15 protein-coding genes are annotated in these 17481 nt (G+C 76.0%); 3 read left to right on the forward strand and 12 right to left on the reverse strand.

Translation table 11 applies throughout. From position 1 onward, the window contains the following. Window positions 1-65 precede the first annotated feature (65 nt). The gene (locus WCD74_RS10735) at window positions 66-470 is read left to right on the forward strand and encodes a VOC family protein (protein ID WP_337694856.1); all 405 of its coding nucleotides are present in this window, start codon (window positions 66-68) and stop codon (window positions 468-470) included. Here WCD74_RS10735 and WCD74_RS10740 read toward each other — a convergent pair. From WCD74_RS10740 to WCD74_RS10785, 10 genes are all read right to left on the reverse strand, one after another. Then, on the reverse strand, window positions 461-2149 hold the full coding sequence (locus tag WCD74_RS10740) for a Y-family DNA polymerase (protein ID WP_337694857.1): 1689 nt from the start codon (window positions 2147-2149) through the stop codon (window positions 461-463). The genes WCD74_RS10735 and WCD74_RS10740 overlap by 10 nt on opposite strands. A 53-nt stretch (window positions 2150-2202) precedes the next feature. After that, on the reverse strand, window positions 2203-2994 hold the full coding sequence (gene imuA', locus WCD74_RS10745) for a DnaE2-dependent mutagenesis accessory factor ImuA' (protein WP_337694858.1): 792 nt from the start codon (window positions 2992-2994) through the stop codon (window positions 2203-2205). 223 nt (window positions 2995-3217) lie between these two features. After that, on the reverse strand, window positions 3218-3799 hold the full coding sequence (locus WCD74_RS10750; RefSeq protein WP_337694859.1) for a hypothetical protein: 582 nt from the start codon (window positions 3797-3799) through the stop codon (window positions 3218-3220). A 244-nt stretch (window positions 3800-4043) separates the two neighbouring features. Next, window positions 4044-5606 (reverse strand): bifunctional phosphoribosylaminoimidazolecarboxamide formyltransferase/IMP cyclohydrolase, encoded by a 1563-nt coding sequence (gene purH, locus WCD74_RS10755; protein WP_337694860.1) that lies wholly within the window; start codon window positions 5604-5606, stop codon window positions 4044-4046. Continuing rightward, window positions 5603-6187: a phosphoribosylglycinamide formyltransferase gene (gene purN / locus WCD74_RS10760; RefSeq protein WP_337694861.1), complete on the reverse strand. Its 585-nt coding sequence runs from the start codon at window positions 6185-6187 to the stop codon at window positions 5603-5605. Before purN ends, purH begins: the two co-directional genes overlap by 4 nt. 109 nt (window positions 6188-6296) lie before the next feature. Then, the gene (locus tag WCD74_RS10765; RefSeq protein ID WP_337694862.1) at window positions 6297-7598 is read right to left on the reverse strand and encodes a cell division protein PerM; all 1302 of its coding nucleotides are present in this window, start codon (window positions 7596-7598) and stop codon (window positions 6297-6299) included. A gap of 69 nt (window positions 7599-7667) precedes the next feature. After that, the gene (locus WCD74_RS10770) at window positions 7668-9068 is read right to left on the reverse strand and encodes a DUF5336 domain-containing protein (protein WP_337694863.1); all 1401 of its coding nucleotides are present in this window, start codon (window positions 9066-9068) and stop codon (window positions 7668-7670) included. Between the two features lie 84 nt (window positions 9069-9152). Further along, window positions 9153-10034: a succinate--CoA ligase subunit alpha gene (gene sucD / locus WCD74_RS10775; RefSeq protein WP_286051617.1), complete on the reverse strand. Its 882-nt coding sequence runs from the start codon at window positions 10032-10034 to the stop codon at window positions 9153-9155. 1 nt (window position 10035) lies between these two features. Next, window positions 10036-11211: an ADP-forming succinate--CoA ligase subunit beta gene (gene sucC / locus WCD74_RS10780; RefSeq protein ID WP_337694864.1), complete on the reverse strand. Its 1176-nt coding sequence runs from the start codon at window positions 11209-11211 to the stop codon at window positions 10036-10038. Window positions 11212-11377: 166 nt separating this feature from the next. After that, window positions 11378-13237, reverse strand: coding sequence for a hypothetical protein (locus WCD74_RS10785; RefSeq protein WP_337694865.1), 1860 nt, complete (start codon window positions 13235-13237; stop codon window positions 11378-11380). A 131-nt stretch (window positions 13238-13368) separates the two neighbouring features. Between WCD74_RS10785 and WCD74_RS10790 the strand changes: the two genes are divergently transcribed. Both WCD74_RS10790 and WCD74_RS10795 read left to right on the forward strand, forming a co-directional pair. Then, window positions 13369-14310, forward strand: a complete 942-nt coding sequence (locus tag WCD74_RS10790) for an esterase/lipase family protein (RefSeq protein ID WP_337694866.1) — start codon at window positions 13369-13371, stop codon at window positions 14308-14310. A 489-nt stretch (window positions 14311-14799) separates the two neighbouring features. Beyond that, window positions 14800-15582: a M23 family metallopeptidase gene (locus WCD74_RS10795; RefSeq protein WP_444876341.1), complete on the forward strand. Its 783-nt coding sequence runs from the start codon at window positions 14800-14802 to the stop codon at window positions 15580-15582. A gap of 89 nt (window positions 15583-15671) precedes the next feature. On the opposite strand, the gene WCD74_RS10800 is transcribed toward WCD74_RS10795, so the two are convergent. Together WCD74_RS10800 and WCD74_RS10805 are read right to left on the reverse strand one after the other, a co-directional pair. Then, window positions 15672-16490, reverse strand: coding sequence for an oxygenase MpaB family protein (locus tag WCD74_RS10800; RefSeq protein ID WP_337694868.1), 819 nt, complete (start codon window positions 16488-16490; stop codon window positions 15672-15674). A gap of 81 nt (window positions 16491-16571) precedes the next feature. Further along, entirely contained in the window at window positions 16572-17354 is a 783-nt protein-coding gene (locus WCD74_RS10805) for a YybH family protein (protein WP_337694869.1), read from the reverse strand. Between the last annotated feature and the right edge of the window lie 127 nt (window positions 17355-17481).

The following is a 17481-nucleotide window of genomic DNA, read 5'->3' on the forward strand; positions in this document are numbered from 1 at the left end:
CCGCGCGTTCACCGGATCCAGGTCGGTGCTTCTTCCACATCTTCTGGTCCTGATACCGTACCGCGATGGCTCCGGTGCTCCTGGCCCTGCCCACCGACGACCGCGTCCGTACGCACGCCTTCTACCGCGACCTCGGGTTCGACGCGGTCGGCGAGCCCGCCGAGGACGGCGTCCCGGAGCCGCTGCAGGTCGTGGTGAACGACGGACTGTGGCTGATGTTCATCCCGCGGGGCGGGTTCGGATGGGTCACCGGGGAGCACGACGTGGCCGCGCCGGGGGTCTCCGAGTGCCTGCTCGGGCTGTCCGCGGACACGGCCGCCGAGGTCGACACCGTGTTCGCCCGCGCGGAGGCGGCGGGCGCCGCGGTGGTCGAGCGGCCGACCGCGCCTCCGTGGGGCGGCTACTCCGCCACGTTCGCCGACCCGGACGGGCACCTCTGGCAGGTCGCCACCCCGCCCGGTCAGTCGTAGATCCCCTCGATCGCCCACCGGTCGTCACGCAGGACGAGCAGCAGCGCCAACCCGGCGGCATCGGCCGAGGAGGCCACCGGGTCGGGGGCGAGGTCGGCGGCCGGGTCGGGGTCCGAGTCGTCCTGCACGCACACCACCTGGATCCGCAGGCAGCCGGCGGCCGCCGCCGGGTCCCACCAGCGCCCCTCCTCGGGCCACGGACCGCCCCAGGCCCGCACCGGCGCGTACTCGCCGTCGCCGATCCCGACGAAGGCCGGCGCCGCAGTGAGCCGACCGCGGGGCGCCGCACGGACCGACCGACCGGCCGCGTCGAGGACCCGCGCCGGCGCCGGCTCGGGCGGGACCGTGGACGGCGACGGGGCCGGGAGCACACCGGGCCACGGCGCCTCGGGGTCGAGCGTGGGCGCGCGTTCGTCGCCCCACGGCACGGCCCGGATCCGTTCGGCGGGTCCGCGTCCTCCACCGGGCACCCCGGTGAGCACCGCCTCCGGCCCGAGCAGGCCCTGCACCCGGACGAGGGCCCGCCCGGCACGCTCGTCGGCCGCCCCGGTCTCCCCCCAGAGCCCGAGCTGCAGCCGCCCGGCGTCGACGACCTCCTCGGGCACCAGCCGCAGCACCGCCAGCCCGTCCCCGCTGCGCCCCGTGCCCGCGCGCTGGGACAACCACCCCTCGAGCTGCCAGCGCACCCGGTCCGCGGTGGCGGACGGGGTGAGCGGCTCGGCGCACCGCCAGGTCCGCGCGAGGTCGTCCCCACCGGTGGTGCGCGCCTGCACCCCGAGCCGGGTGCACGCCAGCCCGGCCTCGCCCAGGACGTGGTGCAGCCGCTCGGCGAGCGCCCGCGAGGCGAACGCGGCGGCGTCGACCCGGTCGACCGGCGGGTCGAGCGGGACCTCCACGGTCAGCTCGTCGGGCACCTGACGCCGGGACGGCGGCCGCTCGTCGAGGCCCCGGGCGAGCCGGTGCGCCCGGACCGCGGCGGCATCGAACCGGGAGGCGACGTCGACGGCCGGGAGCGCGGCGAAGTCGCCGAGCGTGGTCAGCCCGAGGCGGCGCAGCAGCCCGATCAGGTCCGCCCGGGCGGTCGTCCCCGGTCCGTCGGCCCCCGCGGTGTCCGGCTCCACCCCCGGCTCCAGTTCCAGCTCGATCACCGGACGCGGCGCGAGGAAGGCCCGCGACCCCCCGGGCAGCACGATCGTGCTGCGGCGCGCGGCGAGCGAGGCCGCGAACACCCCGTCGGCCACTCCGACCTGGCACTCCACCCGAGCCCGCGCGGCGACGTGGTCCACCAGCCGCTCGGCCACCACCTCCTCGCCGCCGAAGTAGCGCGCCGGCCCGCGGGCGGCGAGCACGACGAGCCCCGGCCGGATCACCTCCACCCCGGGGGTGAGCTCCTCCACCGCCGCGGCGACCGTCTCGAAGGCGCGCGCGTCGCGGTCGGCGTCCCGACCGAGCACCGCCAGGTCGGGGCACCGCGCCTGCGCCTCGCGCCGCCGCAGGCCACGCCGGATCCCCTGGGCCCGGGCGGTCGCGGAGCAGGCCACGACACGGTGCCCGACCAGCACCGCCGCCGGGCGGTCGGCCGGGATGCCGGACTCCGCGCAGGCCGCGACCACCGGCCAGTCCGGGCACCACAGCGCGACGACACGGGTCGAGCTCCGCTCCGCTCCGTCTCCCGCCACCCGGGTCGAGCTCCGCTCCGCTCCGTCTCCCGCCACCCGGGTCGAGCTCTCCGTCACCCCGCCCTCACGGGTGCGAGGTCCGCCCCGACCGGACCCGACTCGTCGTCGGGAACGGCGCAGCGGCCCCCGGGACCCGGCAGGAGGACATCGGAGCGCAGGTCCCGTGCCCGTCCGCGCGCGGCGCAGCGCAGGTGCACCCGCCGGGACCGCAGCCGGCCCGCACCGTCGCCCAGCAGCCCCGACCAGGTGCCGCCGGTGGCCTGCAGCTCGACGTCGGCCCCCGGCCACGCCCCGACCGGGACCAGCACCGCCCCCTTCTGCCGGACCCGGGCGGCGAGCCGCTGCCGGTCCCCCGCCCGCCACGCCGACGCGCCCCCGAGCACGACGACGTCCACCCCGTCGACCAGCGCCGCCACCACCGTCGCCGGGCGCGGACCGGGCCGCGGGACGAGGGCGGTGCGCGCGAGGTCCATCCCCGCCTCGTGGGCGGCCGCCATCCCGACCCCCGGCAGCCCCACCAGCGCACACCACGACCCCGCCCGCGAGGCCTGCGCCACCAGCGCGAGCAGCAGGGCGGTCGACCCGTGCACCGACACCGTCGAGCCCCGCCGCAGACCACCCCACGGGAGCAGACCGCCGAGCGGGCCGGGCACCGGCAGCAGGGCCTGCTCGGGATCGTGCGCGGGCTCCGGCTCCGGATCGTGTGACGACTCGGGCGAGGCCGGCACCGGGGCCGGGCGGGTGTGCGAGGCTGCCGCCCGGGCACCCCGCGCGGGCAGCTCCGAGGCCCGGACGAGCCCCAGCTCCGCGACCCGACCGGCCAGCAGGTCGTGCGCCACCGACATCGCAGCCTCCTCGATCATCGAACATGAGTTCGAACGAGGAGAACGGTAGCCCACCCCACCGACAACGCGCCACGACGCGACGACGACGTCACTCGGGCCGGTCGGCAGCTCACCCGACAGCTCGGGGACGCACGCACCGAGCCCGGTCGTCCTTGATCAACGAGCACCCCGGGGGGGCACCTCGGCCACCAGCCACCGGCAGTGCTCGTTGATCAAGCCAACCTCACGGATGCCGGTCGATCGGGCCGAGGTCGTCCTCGGTCTCGTACTCGAGATCGGCGATCGCCGGGGCAGGCCCCGGAGGAGGCGGGTAGTCCCTCGACACCATGCATTCGCAGGGGACGAGCCGCCGGGTCTCCCCCTCCGGCATCGGCCAACCGTCGAACCCGATGTCGCCATAGCAGAGAAGCACCTTGAGCAACTCGTGCAGAGGCTCGTCGTCGGTGCCCCATCGTCCGCTGAGTCGACGGTGGTGGAGCCAGAGCCAGAGGAACTCCGGCAGGTCGTCCGGGTAGTCGCAGTCCGCGAGGCTGCACCAGTTCCAGAGGTGGTTCCGGTAGAACGAGTAGAACGACGCCCGGTCCCACCCTCGGTGGGACGTCTGCGAACGGTCGTCGTCTTCGACCGCGTGCACCAGTGCAGCGACATCTGGATTCACGTCCCGTCCCATCACCGCGCTCCAGGCGACGAACGTGTCGATCGTCGCCGCGTGCTTCACGCGGGCGGCGGCGACCACATCGGACAGCGGCGTCGGACGACGGATCGTCAACGGACCGGGTTCGGACGGTATGCGGCGCAGGGTCACGGGACCTCCTCGACGATGGGAGCACCCGACAGGGCGCCCTCACCTCTTGGAGTGGTCACCCGCAGCGTCGGTTCCCACGAATCCCATGACGACCACGAGAGCTACACCAGGCACGTCCGAACGCCCCCGAAGCTGCCTCATGTAGCTCTCGGAACCCACCGGGCCCGGACCCGCCCCCGAGAGCTACACCAGGCACGCAGGGACGCCCCGGGAGCTGCCCGGTGCAGCTCTCGGCGAAAGCCACCTAGTGCGCGAAGTGCCGCGTCCCCGTCAGGTACATCGCGACGCCCGCCTTCTCGGCGGCCTCGATCGTCGCCGCGTCACGCACGGACCCGCCCGGCTGCACCACCGCGGCGACGCCGGCCTCGGCGAGCACCTCGAAGCCGTCGGGGAACGGGAAGAACGCGTCCGAGGCGGCCACCGAGCCGCGGACCCGGTCGCCGGCCCGGGCGACGGCGAGGCGGGCCGAGTCGACCCGGTTGACCTGCCCCATCCCCACACCGACCGTCGCCCCGCCCGAGGCCAGCAGGATCGCGTTCGACTTCACCGCCCGGCACGCCCGCCACGCGAACGCGAGGTCCGCGAGCACGGAGTCCGACACCGCGGTGCCGGTCGCCAGCGTCCACGACGACGGGTCGTCCCCGGGGGCGTCCACCGCGTCGCGCTCCTGCACGAGCACGCCGCCGGAGATCGGCCGCTGCTCGACCGCCGCGGGCGACCACTGCGCCGTCAGGACCCGGATGTTCTTCTTCCGCGCGAGCACGTCGACCGCGCCCTCGGCGTAGGACGGTGCCACGACGACCTCGGTGAAGATCTCCGCGATCTGCTCCGCCGCGGCCACCGTGACCTCGGCGTTCACCGCGATCACCCCGCCGAACGCCGACGTCGGGTCGCACGCGTGCGCCCGGGCGTGCACCTCGGCCACGTCGGAACCCACCGCGATGCCGCAGGGGTTCGCGTGCTTGATGATGGCCACGCAGACCTGGTCGTCCGCGTGGTCGTGCGCCGCCCGCCACGCCGCGTCGGCGTCGACGTAGTTGTTGTAGGACATCTCCTTGCCGTGCAGCTGCGTCGAGCCCGCCAGCCCCGAGGCGTCGCCCGGCTCGCCGTAGAGCGCCGCCGCCTGGTGCGGGTTCTCGCCGTAGCGCAGGGTCTGGCGCAGCCGGCCGGTGGAGCCCACCCAGTCCCCGAAGCCCTCCGAGGGTGCCAGCGTCGACCCCATCCACGTCGCCACCGCCACGTCGTAGGACGCGGTGTGCCGGAACGCCTCGGCGGCGAGCGCCCGCCGGTCGGCGAGGGTCACGCCGCCGTTCTTGGCCTGCTCGAGCAACCAGGCGTAGCGCGTCGGGTCGGTGATCACGGTCATCGTCTCGTGGTTCTTCGCCGACGCCCGGATCATCGCGGGACCGCCGATGTCGATCTGCTCGACGCAGTCGTCGGGCGAGGCGCCGGAGGCCACGGTCTGCGTGAACGGGTAGAGGTTGACCACGAGCAGGTCGAACGGCGCGATGCCGAGGTCGGAGAGCTGCTGGACGTGCTCGGGCAGCCGCGAGTCGGCGAGCAGGCCGGCGTGCACGCGCGGGTGGAGGGTCTTCACCCGGCCGTCGAGGCACTCCGGGAACCCGGTGAGCTCCTCGACGCGGGTGACCGGCACCCCGGCGTCCGCGATCCGCGACGCGGTGGAGCCGGTCGACACGATCTCGACGCCCGCGGCGTGCAGGCCGGTCGCGAGGTCGAGCAGACCGGCCTTGTCGAACACACTCACGAGCGCGCGGCGGATGGGCCGGCGGCCTTCGGTGTCGCTCACGGGATCCTCACTGTCCGTCCGGTGGTGGTGGCGCCGTGGCGGACGAGCGCCCCCACGGTCTCGACGAGCATGCGGCGCTCCACGACCTTGATCCGCTCGTGCAGCGACGCCTCGGTGTCGTCCGGCTCGACGACGACGGCCTCCTGGGCCAGCACCGGGCCGGTGTCCACGCCGTCGTCGACGAGGTGCACGGTGGCGCCGGTGACCTTCACCCCGTACGCGAGCGCGTCGCGGACGCCGTGCGCGCCGGGGAAGGCGGGCAGCAGCGCGGGGTGGGTGTTGATCGTGCGCCCGCCGAACCGGGCGAGGAACGCCGGGCCGAGGACCTTCATGAAGCCCGCGGAGACCACGAGGTCCGGCGCGGCCGCGGCGACCGTCCCGGCCAGCGCGGCGTCCCACGCCGAACGGTCCGGGTGATCGGAGACCTTCACGACGGCGGGTCGGACGCCGGCGGCGCGCGCCCGGTCCAGGGCGGCCACGCCGTCGCGGTCGGAGACCAGGGCGACGATCTCGACCCCGCACCCGTCGGCCTCGTCGAGCAGGGCCTGCAACAGGCTGCCGGAGCCGGAGGCGAGGACCACGACGCGGGCGGGCGCGGGAAGCTCCCAGCGGGTCTGCGTGCTCAGCGGGACTCCTTGCCGCCGTGCACAGACCTGGGCTCCGGCGTCTCGACGATCCTCGCCGACCACCCTAGCCGCGCGCGGGATCCTCCGGCGTGTCGGGCTCGACACGCTCGACGACCGGCTCCGCGACGACGGGTCGGGCCGGGGCGGGCGCGGCGAGCGCGGCCACGACCGCCCCCGGCACCCCGATCCACGCGAACCCGGCGAGCAGCGTCCACCCGACCGGCACGACCACCGGGTCGAACGGCCCCGCACCGAGCCGCCCACCCGCGAGCAGGGCGGCGACCGCGAGGGCGAGGCCGGTGGTCCCCGCGGCGACCGCGACGGTGCGCAGTCGGGTCGCGGTGTCCGGTGACGAGGTCGCTAGCGTCCAGCCCACGACGCTGCCCACTGCGAGCGGCAGCGCGAACACCACCCCGGCCCAGGTCGGCGGGGTCCCCGACGGGAGCAGCGCGGCCAGGGGGAACGGTGGCACGAGTCCCGGGACGGCCGCGGTGGGCGCGGCGCTCACGGTTCCCACCGCGTAGCCCGGACCGAGCACCCAGGCGGTCGCGGCGACGAGGGCGTTGGGCAGGTAGGCGACCGTGAGCACCCACAGGCCGGCGCCGCTGCCGACCTCCGGCGCGACCGTGGCGAACACGGCCGCCACCGCGTCGGTGTGCGCGAGCAGCACGACCAGCAGGACGAGCGTCCCGGCGGCGAGCAGGGCGGTCGTCGCGGCCACCCCGGTGCGGATCCCGCGCCGCAGCCAGGCGGGCAGGGTGGCGGTGAGCCGGCCGAGCCCGCAGGGACCCGCCACCCCCACGCCGGCCGCCGTCGCCGCGAGCAGCCCCGCCACCACGCCGGCCGCCGCGGGTGAGGCGTCGGCCGGGACAGCGGCGGCGTCGGGCGTCAGCAGGGCCGCGGCGAGGACGCCGGCGGCGGCGTGCACGGCCGCGGCCGCCGCGACGACCGGGACGGCGCACGAGGTCCACCGGTGCTGCTCGGTCGCCGGGGTCAGCAGCCGGCGGACACCCCGGCGGGCCAGGGCGGCGACGAGCACGGCGACCCCGATCGCCGGGCCCAGCGGGAGCGCACCCAGGGGCGCCCCGGAGATCGTCAGCGGGACCAGGTGCACGGCCAGCCACAGCGGCACGCCGGTCCCGAGGGCCTGCGCCAGCCCCGGGTCACCCCCCGGGGAGGTGCCCGACGCGGCCGCCGTGATCAGCGCGGCCAGGACGACCACGGCGAGGTAGGAGACCGCCACCGGCACGAACGCGACCTCGGCGAGCACCGCCAGCCGCGGGGCAGCCGGTGTCGCCGGTGCCGACGGCACCGCCGGACGGACGGTGGTCGGGTCCTCCGTGTCGTCCGGGGCCGGTGCGTTCACGCGCGCCGACGATTCCAGGCCCGGGCCGCGACGGGCGGCTGCCACGCCGGGACGTCGGCGGTGACCCGGTCAGCGCTCGTGCGCCCCGGGCCGCTCGGAGTTCGGGCCCTGGCCGTCGCGGTCGGGCACACCCCAGCCGGTCGGGCGGGGGATCCCGGACGGCGGGGTGTCCTCGGACTCCGACGCCCGGTGCTCCTGGGACGGCGTCCCGCCGCCGCTCTGCGAGGCCATCATGGCGCTCGCCGGACGGCCGCCCTCGCCCGCGGAGGGACCCGACGCCGCCCCGGCGTCGGACGGGGCCTCGCCGGACGGGGACACGGCCCGGCCGTCGGTGACGGGTGCCGACGAAGGGTTCGCGGCATGGTTCGCGGCGTGCGGGGAGGACTCCCGCGTCGGTTCGTCCGTGGTCCGCGACTCCGTGCCCGGCGCCGACTCGGCCGCGACCTCGGTCGTGGACGACGCCGGTGAGGTCGCGACCACCTGGGTCCGCGCGGCCGCGTCCTCCATCGACGGCTGCGGCCCCGTGGCCCCGCGGGACGGACCCGACGGACCCGAGGCCCCGAACGACGGCGCCACCTGGGTGGGCGCCTGCTGCTGGGGTGCCTGCGGGTGGTGGACGCGCTGGGTCGCCTGCTCGGGCGGGCCGGAGAACGCCGGCGGCGCGCCGAAGGGCGACGCCGGCCCCGGACCGCGGTTCTGCCCGGGGGCGGCGGCCGGAGCCGCGGCCACCGACCGGGTGCCGCCACCCGCGATGAGCCCGACCGCCGAGAGCGCCGCGACGACCGCCGCGGCCGCCGTCAGGACCGCGAGCACGACCACGACGATGTCCGAGCCGTCGGTCACCGACAGCGTCTGCAGGCTGACCAGGGCCGCGGTCAGCGAGACCACGGCACCCGGCACCACGGTGCGCGGGGCCGCGGGCAGCACGGCCGCGCCCACGAGCAGGCCGCCGCCGACGACGAGGGCGGGCAGCAGGCCGGCGGGGTCGAAGCTGGTGAAGAAGGTCGCGATGAAGGTCAGCAGCCCCAGCCCGGCGGCCGCGAGGGCGGCGATGCGGCCCGGACCGGCCGGGACGCCGTCGGTGGTGCCCGTCGACGGGGAGCCCGACGACGCAGCGGACGACGGGGCGGACGACGCGGCGGGGGCGGCGGGGACGGTCGCCGCCGCGTACGGGTTGGGCGCCTGCGGACCCGCCGGGACGCCCCGGCTCGGGGTCGGCGGCGGTGCGGGGCGGCCCCACGGCGACCCCGGGGCGGGCGCCTGCCCGCCGGGGGCCGGGCCGGACCCTGGCGCGCCGGCTCCGGCCCAGGAGGACCCGCCGTAGGGCGACTGGCCGCCGAACGGCTGGCTCGGGGGCCCGGCGGCCGGGTTCGGAGCCGACGGCGGCTGCCCCGGGTGGGGCGGACCGCCTCGACCGGGCGGGCCGCCGGGCCCGGACTGCTGCGCACCCGCCGTGGGTCCACTACTCATCGGACGAGCCCTCCTGCGGTGACGACACCGTCGAGCCGACCGCGGGAGCGCCCCGCGGTCGGCCCACCCTGCCTCAGACCGGACCTAGGAGACCAGCGACCGGGCGAGGTCGGCGGTCTCGGTCGGGGTCTTGCCGACCTTGACGCCGGCGGCCTCGAGGGCCTCCTTCTTGGCCTGGGCGGTGCCGGCGGAGCCGGACACGATGGCGCCGGCGTGGCCCATCGTCTTGCCCTCGGGAGCGGTGAAGCCGGCGACGTAGCCGACGACCGGCTTCGTCACGTTCGCCTTGATGTAGTCGGCGGCCCGCTCCTCGGCGTCGCCGCCGATCTCACCGATCATGACGATGGCCTCGGTCTCGGGGTCGTTCTGGAACGCCTCGAGCGCGTCGATGTGCGTGGTGCCGATGATCGGGTCGCCGCCGATGCCGATGCCGGTGGAGAAGCCGATGTCGCGCAGCTCGTACATCATCTGATAGGTCAGCGTGCCCGACTTGGACACCAGACCCATCTTCCCGGGGCCGGAGATGTTGGCCGGGATGATGCCGGCGAGCGACTTGCCGGGGGAGATGATCCCGGGGCAGTTCGGCCCGATGATCCGGGTCCGGTTGCCGTTCGCGGTCGCGTGCGCCCAGAACCACGCCGAGTCGTGCACCGGGATGCCCTCGGTGATCACGACGGCGAGGCCGATGCCGGCGTCGACGGCCTCGACGACCGCGTCCTTGGCGAACTTCGGCGGCACGAAGATGACCGAGACGTCCGCCCCGGTCTCCTTCATGGCCTCCTCGACGCCGCCGTAGACGTTCACCGAGGTGCCGTCGACGTCGACCTGGGTGCCGGCCTTGCGGGCGTTGACCCCGCCGACGAGCTGCGTGCCCGCGGCCAGCATCTTGCGGCCGTGCTTCATGCCCTCGGAGCCGGTGAGCCCCTGGACGATGACCTTGCTGTTCTCGTTCAGGAAGATCGACATCTCACGCACCAGCCTTCGCGGCAAGCTCGGCGGCCTTCGCGGCCGCGTCGTCCATCGTGCCCACCACGGTGACGAGCGGGTGGTTCGCCTCGGCGAGGATCCGCCGGCCCTCCTCGACGTTGTTGCCGTCGAGGCGCACGACCAGCGGCTTGGTCGCGTCGTCACCCAGGATCTTCAGCGCCTCGACGATGCCGTTGGCGACCGCGTCGCAGGCGGTGATGCCACCGAAGACGTTGACGAAGACGCTGCGGACGTCGGAGTCGCCGAGGATGACGTCGAGCCCGGCCGCCATGACCTCGGCCGACGCGCCGCCGCCGATGTCGAGGAAGTTCGCGGGCTTCATCCCGCCGTGGGCCTCGCCGGCGTAAGCGACGACGTCCAGGGTCGACATGACCAGACCCGCGCCGTTGCCGATGATGCCGACCTGGCCGTCGTCGAGCTTGACGTAGTTCAGGCCCTTGGCCTTGGCCTTCGCCTCGAGCGGGTTCTCGGTGCGCTCGTCGACGAGCGAGCCGTGCGCCTCGTGGCGGAAGTCCGCGTTCTCGTCGAGGGTGACCTTGCCGTCGAGCGCGACGACCCGGTCCTGCGGGTCGCGCACCAGCGGGTTCACCTCGACCAGCGTGGCGTCCTCGCCGACGAAGGTCTCCCAGAGCTTGACGATGACGTCGGCGGCCTCGTCGGCCACCGCCGCCGGCAGGTTGCCCTGCTGCACGATCTCCTGCGCCTTGGCCTTGTCGACCCCGGCGATCGCGTCGATCGGCACGCGGGCCAGGGCCTCGGGGCGCTCCACCGCGAGCTCCTCGATCTCCATGCCGCCCTCGGCGGAGCACATCGCGAGGAAGGTGCGGTTGGAGCGGTCGAGCAGGAAGGAGAAGTAGTACTCCTCCGCGATGTCGCTGGCCTGGGTGACCAGCACGCGGTGGACGACGTGGCCCTTGATGTCCAGCCCGAGGATCCCCTGGGCCTTCTCCTTGGCCTCGGCCGGGTCCTTCGCCAGCTTGACGCCGCCCGCCTTGCCGCGCCCGCCCGTCTTCACCTGGGCCTTCACGACGACCGCGCCGCCGATCTCACCCGCGGCGGCCTCGGCGTCGGACGCCGTGTCGACGGTGCGGCCCGGCAGGACCGGCACTCCGTGCGCGGCGAAGAGGTCCTTCGCCTGGTACTCGTACAGGTCCACTCGTGAACTCCTCCATCACTGACCGGCAGCATCCGTCGGTGGACTCCGGCGGCGGTCCCGCGGGGCGCACGGACCGCGCTCGGCGGCCGGAGACCTCGTCGGCGGGAACCGTGGCGACCCTAGCGGCGCGCCGGGTGCCTCGGCCGTGCGGTCGGGGTGAGGTGCACTACGCGCCCGCGGACGACTGCTCCCGGGCGCGGGAGCGGACCTCGACCACGGACACCACAGCAGCCCCCAGGGTCACCAGGAGACACACGATCGCGGCCCAGGTGCCGATGCCGACGCTCTCCCCCGGTCGGGGTGGGGTCAGCACGAGCGCCGAGAGCCGCACGACGAGCAGGGCGCCGGCCGCGCCGAGCAGGGCGAGCGCCCGCGCCGGGCGGGCCCGCGGCGCGAGCAGCACCGCGATCGCCACCCCGACGACGCCGGCCAGCGCACCCCAGGCGGCCGCGCCCGGGTTCTGCCACACCCCACCGGCGGCGTTCGCGGCCAGCGCGTCGCGGGCCAGCGGGCCGCCGAAGCCGGGGACGGCGAGCACCGCGGCGAGGGCGCACATCGGCAGCATCGTCGGGTCGGGCTCGACGGTGTCGGTGCCGTCGGCCGGCCGGGCGCCCAGGGGGGCGGACGCGCCGACGTCGCGGCGCTCCGCGAACCCCGCCCCGACCGCCAGCACCGCGGTGAGGACCGCCAGGACCAGCGCCGCGACCACGGCCCACCCGCCGGGACCGACGTAGGCACCCGGCGTCGGGAAGGGGCTCGGTCCGAACGGCGTCGCGGCGGGCGCCGCGCTGTCGAGGGCGGCGAGGACGAGGTCCAGGGCGGGCCCCGCCGCGAAGGGCACGGTCAGCCAGGCGACCGAGAGCGTCGGGCGCGCCCGGACGACCAGGCGCGGAGTCCCGACGACGACGAGCAGCGCGGGCACCGCGAGCACCGCGGCCGCGGGCAGCAGGAGGATGCCGGTGCCGGTGTCGACGGGGGCGGTCGAGCCGGACGGGACGCCGGAGAGCACCGTGGTCGGCAGGAGCGCGCCGAACAGCGCGACGCCCGCCGTGAGCAGGGCCGCGACGCCCGCCGCGCGGGACCGGATCACCGCGGTCCGCGCGGGCATCCCGATCAGGAGCAGACCGCCCGCGACGACGAGGACGGCGCCCGGCGACACCGCGAGACCGTCCCGGGCGACCGACGCCGCCACGATCGGGGCCGCCGTCGCGAGGGCACCCGCCCCGAGTGCGGTGTGGATCGCGCGCCGGACCCGCATCCCGGTCTCGGCGTCCGCGTCGCCGGCGGCGGGCTCGGCCGGGCGCACCCCGGGCGCGAGGGCGACGACGACGAGGGTCAGTGCCAGCAGCGCCGCCCCGATCCCGGCGGGTGGCGCGGTGTCCGGGACGGCGTGCGGCGCGAAGCCGGTGACGGAGCCGACGACGGTGAAGGGGGCGGCCACGAGCCCGACGGCGGCCAGGAGCGCGCCGGACCCCGGCCGGACCAGCGTCCCCGGCGGATGGGTGCCGAACACCGACCGGCCCGCGGCGCGGCCGGTGCGGACGAGGCCGAGCCCGGCGACCACCGCGGCGAGCACCAGCGCGAGGTCGGCCGCGACGAGCAGCGCCGCGACCGTCGCGGGCAGCACCGCCGTGCCGGAGGGCAGGAGATCCGGCCGGGCGGCGGACACCGGGTCGGTGAGCAGGGTGAGGTCGACGAGCAGGGCACCGACCCCGAGCACCCCCAGCGCCGCGGGCGCCGCCAGCGACGCCACGCCCGGCCGGCGCCGGGCGCGGCGCGTGGCGAGCCCGGGGGCGAGGGCCGCGACCAGGGCGACGATCGGCGCGAGCACGCCGGCCGCCCGGGTGGGCGCCCCGATGGGTCCGGGGGCGACGACGGCAACGGTGATCCGCAGCGCGGCGGCGAGCACCACGAGGGCCGCCGCGATCCACCAGACGCGGGCGGCCGGGCCCGCGCCGGACCGGTCGTCACGCACGTCGGCGGGCCCGGGAGGGCTCGGCCGCGGCTCGGCTCTGGAGGCCGTCATGTCCGCGAAGGCTAGGCGTGTACCCGATCGTTCCTCGCACTCACCCGCCGGTGGCCCCGAGATCGACTCTGGATCGATCTGTTGACGCGCCCGGGGCGACACGCCGGTGAACGTCGCCTAACGTCGACCTCATGGACGTGACCGCGGTTACGTCGCCGACGCCGGCGGCGGACCGACCCGGCTCCCTGGGGGCGATCGCCTCGCACGCCTGGGGAGCGCTGTCGTACGCGGCCCGCACGGTCGGCGTCCCCGCCGGCGTCCGGGGTCTCGCGGTCGAGCTCGCCTGGACCGCGGTCCACCTGTCGGTCTATCCGTGGGGCCTGATCGACGAGGCCCTGCGCCCGGGCGGTGTGCACGCCCACCACCGCACCGAGACGCTCTCCCCCGGCGAGCGCTCGCTGATGGTCTCCGACCTCGACGGGTCGTCGACCCCGGTCCTGCTGGTGCACGGCATCGTCGACAACCGGTCGATCTTCCACTACCTCGCCCGGGCCCTGCGCCGCCGCGGCCACGGCACCGTCCAGGCCGTCAACTACAGCCCGATGACCGCGTTCACGGGCGACATCCGCACGGCCGCCCGCGACCTGGGCGACCACGTGGAGCGGTTGTGCGCGGCCTCCGGCGCGGACCGGGTGCACGTCGTGGGCCACTCCCTGGGCGGTCTGATCGCCCGTTACTACGTCCAGCGCCTGGGCGGGGACGCCCGGGTGGACACGCTGGTGACGCTGGGGACGCCGCACCGGGGATCGGCGATCGCCCACCTGCTCCCGCCGACCCTCGTGCCGCGCCAGCTCCAGCCCGGCTCGGATCTCCTGCGCGAGCTCGAGGAACCGGCGCCGGGCTGCCGGACCCGGTTCCTGGCGGTGTGGAGCCGGATGGACCAGCTGATCATCCCGCAGCGCAACGCCCGGCTCGAGCACCCGGACCTGCAGGTGGAGAACGTGCGCCGCGACCACGTCGGGCACATGGCCATGACGATCGACCCGACGGTCGTCCACCTCGTGGCCTGCCGGCTCGCACGTACCACCTCGCCGCGCGACCGCGTCCAGACGGTGGCGGCGGCCGCGGGCTGACGCCCGACCCCGCCACCGGTTGTCCCACTCACCCGACCGTGTGACGACCGCTCGGCGCGCACGGACGCGCACACGGCGTGTGGGACGGGTGATCCGTGGGTCGTCGTTTGCCGGGACCACGGGTTCCGTGACACCGTCCGCTGGTCCAGCATCACGGTGCGGTCACGAACGACTCACGGATCGACCCCGACGATCCGTCCGGCGCCCCCACGCCATCGTCGTTCGCGCCCGGCCCCGACCTGCGGAAGGAAGGTCTTGGCGCGTCACAGCTCCCCCCGCCCGGCCGTCCCCTTCGCTCCCCGGTTCGACGGATTCGCCGGCTTCGGAGCGCCCGCCCTCGCGGGCGCCGGAGGCCCCGGCCTCCTCGGCGGCGGTCCTCGCTTCGTCCCGGCCCGCCCGGCCCCACGCCCGGTGGACGACGGCCGCACCTCGGCCTTCGTCGGCGGCTCCGGCCGCGCCCCGGCCCTGCCCGCCCGACCCCCGGCCTCCGTGCGCCCCGCACCCCGGCCCGCCGACGCAGGCCCCGGCCGTCCCGAGCCCCGGCGGACCTCGAACCCGCTCACGGGCCGCCTCGCCGTGGCCGCCGTCGCAGCCGGTGCCCTGGCCACCGCCGGGCACAGCGTCGTCTCCAGCGGCCTCGACGCCCCGACCGGGGAGACCCGCGCCGACCTGGCCCTCTCCGCGGGCACGTCGACCGCGGACGTCCCCTCGGCGGCCGCGGCCGCTCCGTCGCGGGACGCCCTGGACGCGGCGACCACCGGCGTCATGGCGATCGCCCCGTCCGCCTCCGAGGGCAGCCAGGTGTCGTCGCTGTCGAAGGCCCGCAAGGTCGCCGACGCGGCCGCCGCCCGCGAGGCCGCTGCGCGCGCCCCGAAGTTCGTCAAGCCGGCCGAGGGCCGCTTCACCTCCGGCTTCGGCGCCCGCTGGGGCACCTCGCACCGCGGGGTCGACATCGCGAACTCGATCGGCACCCCGATCGTCTCGGTGGCCGACGGCACGGTCCTCGAGTCCGGCCCGGCCAGCGGCTTCGGCATGTGGGTCCGCGTGCAGCTCGAGGACGGCACGATCAACGTCTACGGCCACATCAACCGCTCCTACGTCAAGGAGGGGCAGAAGGTGAAGGCCGGCCAGGAGATCGCCGAGATCGGCAACCGCGGGCAGTCGACCGGGCCGCACCTGCACTTCGAGGTCTGGACCTCCGGCGGCTCGAAGATCAACCCGCTGCCGTGGCTCGCGGAGCGCGGCATCTCGCTCGGCGCGTCGTCGGACTGAGCCCCGGAAATCCACGAACGGGCCGTTCGGCACCGTCTTCGGTGATCAACGGCCCGTTCGTGGGTCCGGGGGTCGACCGAACGGCCGTATCAGGCGCCGCGCACCAGGTCGCGGGCGCGGGCGATCCGCGGCGGCATCGGCGGGTCGGGCAGCAACGTCGTCACGCCCCGGGTGAGCCGGAGCGCCACCGTGGTGGTGGCGTCGGTGGTCGGGAGCCCGGGCAGCCCGTACAGGCGCCGCGCCCAGCGGGGCAGGGTGCCGAGCGCCAGCCCCGCGATGGTGGACAGGGCGACGGCGATGCCGGCGGGGGCGTGCGGTTGCGGGCGCATCAGTCCGCCCACGCCGAGCCGGGCCTCGTCCGTGAGGCGCAGTCCCGGGCGCACCCGCCGGAAGTAGTCGGCCATCTCCTCCCGCGACGCGGGCACGATCGCCGGGTCGAGGCCCACCACCTCGGCGGCGCGCACGCTCTCCGCGAGGTAGGCGTCGACGCCGGCGTCGTCGAGGACTCCCCCGCGGCGCGCGACGTCGGCGTAGGAGTCGATCTCGCAGGCGTGCACCCAGAGCAGGTGCTCGGGCTCGTCGAGGCGGAAGTCGGTCCCGGTGTCGGGATCGTGCCCGCGCAGCGTCGCGTGCAGGCGGCGGACCCGGCCCGCGGCGGCCTCGACCTCGGCGGTGCTGCCGAAGGTGCGGGTGCCGACGAACTCCACGGTCCGCTGGAAGCGGGGCCAGGCCTTCCTCGGGTCGAACAGGGCGGAGTTCTGATAGGTCCCGCGCATCACCCGGGGGTGCAGCGACTGCAGCAGCAGCGCCCGCATCCCGGCCACCCAGAGCACCGGCTCGAGGTGCACCCTCCAGGTGACCGAGCCCGGCCCGAACAGCCCGTCGTCGTGCGTGATCCCGGTGTCCACACCGCTCCCCGACCGCGGCTACGGCGTCCGCGGCCCCCTCAGAACTACCCGCGCCCCCGAGGCCCGGCAACCGGGGACCGCTCAGGCCGGGAGCGAGACGTGCTGGTGCACCAGCACCCACCGGTCGTCCCGCCGGGCGAACACCCGCGTGCCACGGGACCACACCTCGAACGGCTCGCCGTCATGGCCGGTCCCGCGCACGTGGTCCAGACCCCAGGAGACCGCGGTCGCCCCGTCGACCCGCACGGTCAGGTCGGGCGTCTCCATCGTCACGTGCGCGGCCGCGTCGAGGCCGGTCGCGCACACCTCCCGGACGGCCGGTGCCCCGCGGTACTCCAGCGGACCCTCCTGCTCGTAGGAGACGACGTCGGTGTCGATGCCCTCCATGATCGTGTCGAGGTCCTTCTCCTCGGTCGCCCGTGCCCATCTCCGGTGCACGTCGCGGACCGCGTCCGCCGTCGCGCCCGGGTCGGTGAGGTCCGCGAACGAGTGGTGCTCGTGGGCGATGGTCCATCGCCCGTCCACGCGGCGCAGGCCCAGGGTGAGGCGGAGCCGGACGTCGGGCGCCGCCGCCAGCTCGGCCTCGGTCCCGCACCGCAGGAGTGCGAGGGCCCAGGCCACGTCGCCTCCCGCGGTGACCTCGAGCTCGTCGATCTCGAAGCACGCGCCGGACGCCTGCCACGCGAAGAACCCGGGCCACACCCCGCGGTAGGCATCGGCGCCCCGCACCCCGCGGTGCGGCGGCGGGACGTCGAACATGACCACGTCGTCGGTGTGGTCCGCCGTCACGCCCGCCAGGTCGCCGATGTGCACGGCCGTCGCCCACCGATGGATCAGCTCGCGGATCGCGGCCTCGTCGTCCACGTCGCACCTCATCGTCGTCGGTTGTGAAAACGAACCGGACGATAGCAAGGAACAACGTCGCACCGAAGGCCGTCGTCGTCCTGCGCCAGGCCCTCGACGCCACGTCCTGGGCCGACGCGCACCGCAT

Origin of the sequence: Actinomycetospora aurantiaca, assembly GCF_037401875.1 — a bacterium.
In the GTDB taxonomy this organism is placed as follows: Bacteria; Actinomycetota; Actinomycetes; order Mycobacteriales; family Pseudonocardiaceae; genus Actinomycetospora; species Actinomycetospora aurantiaca.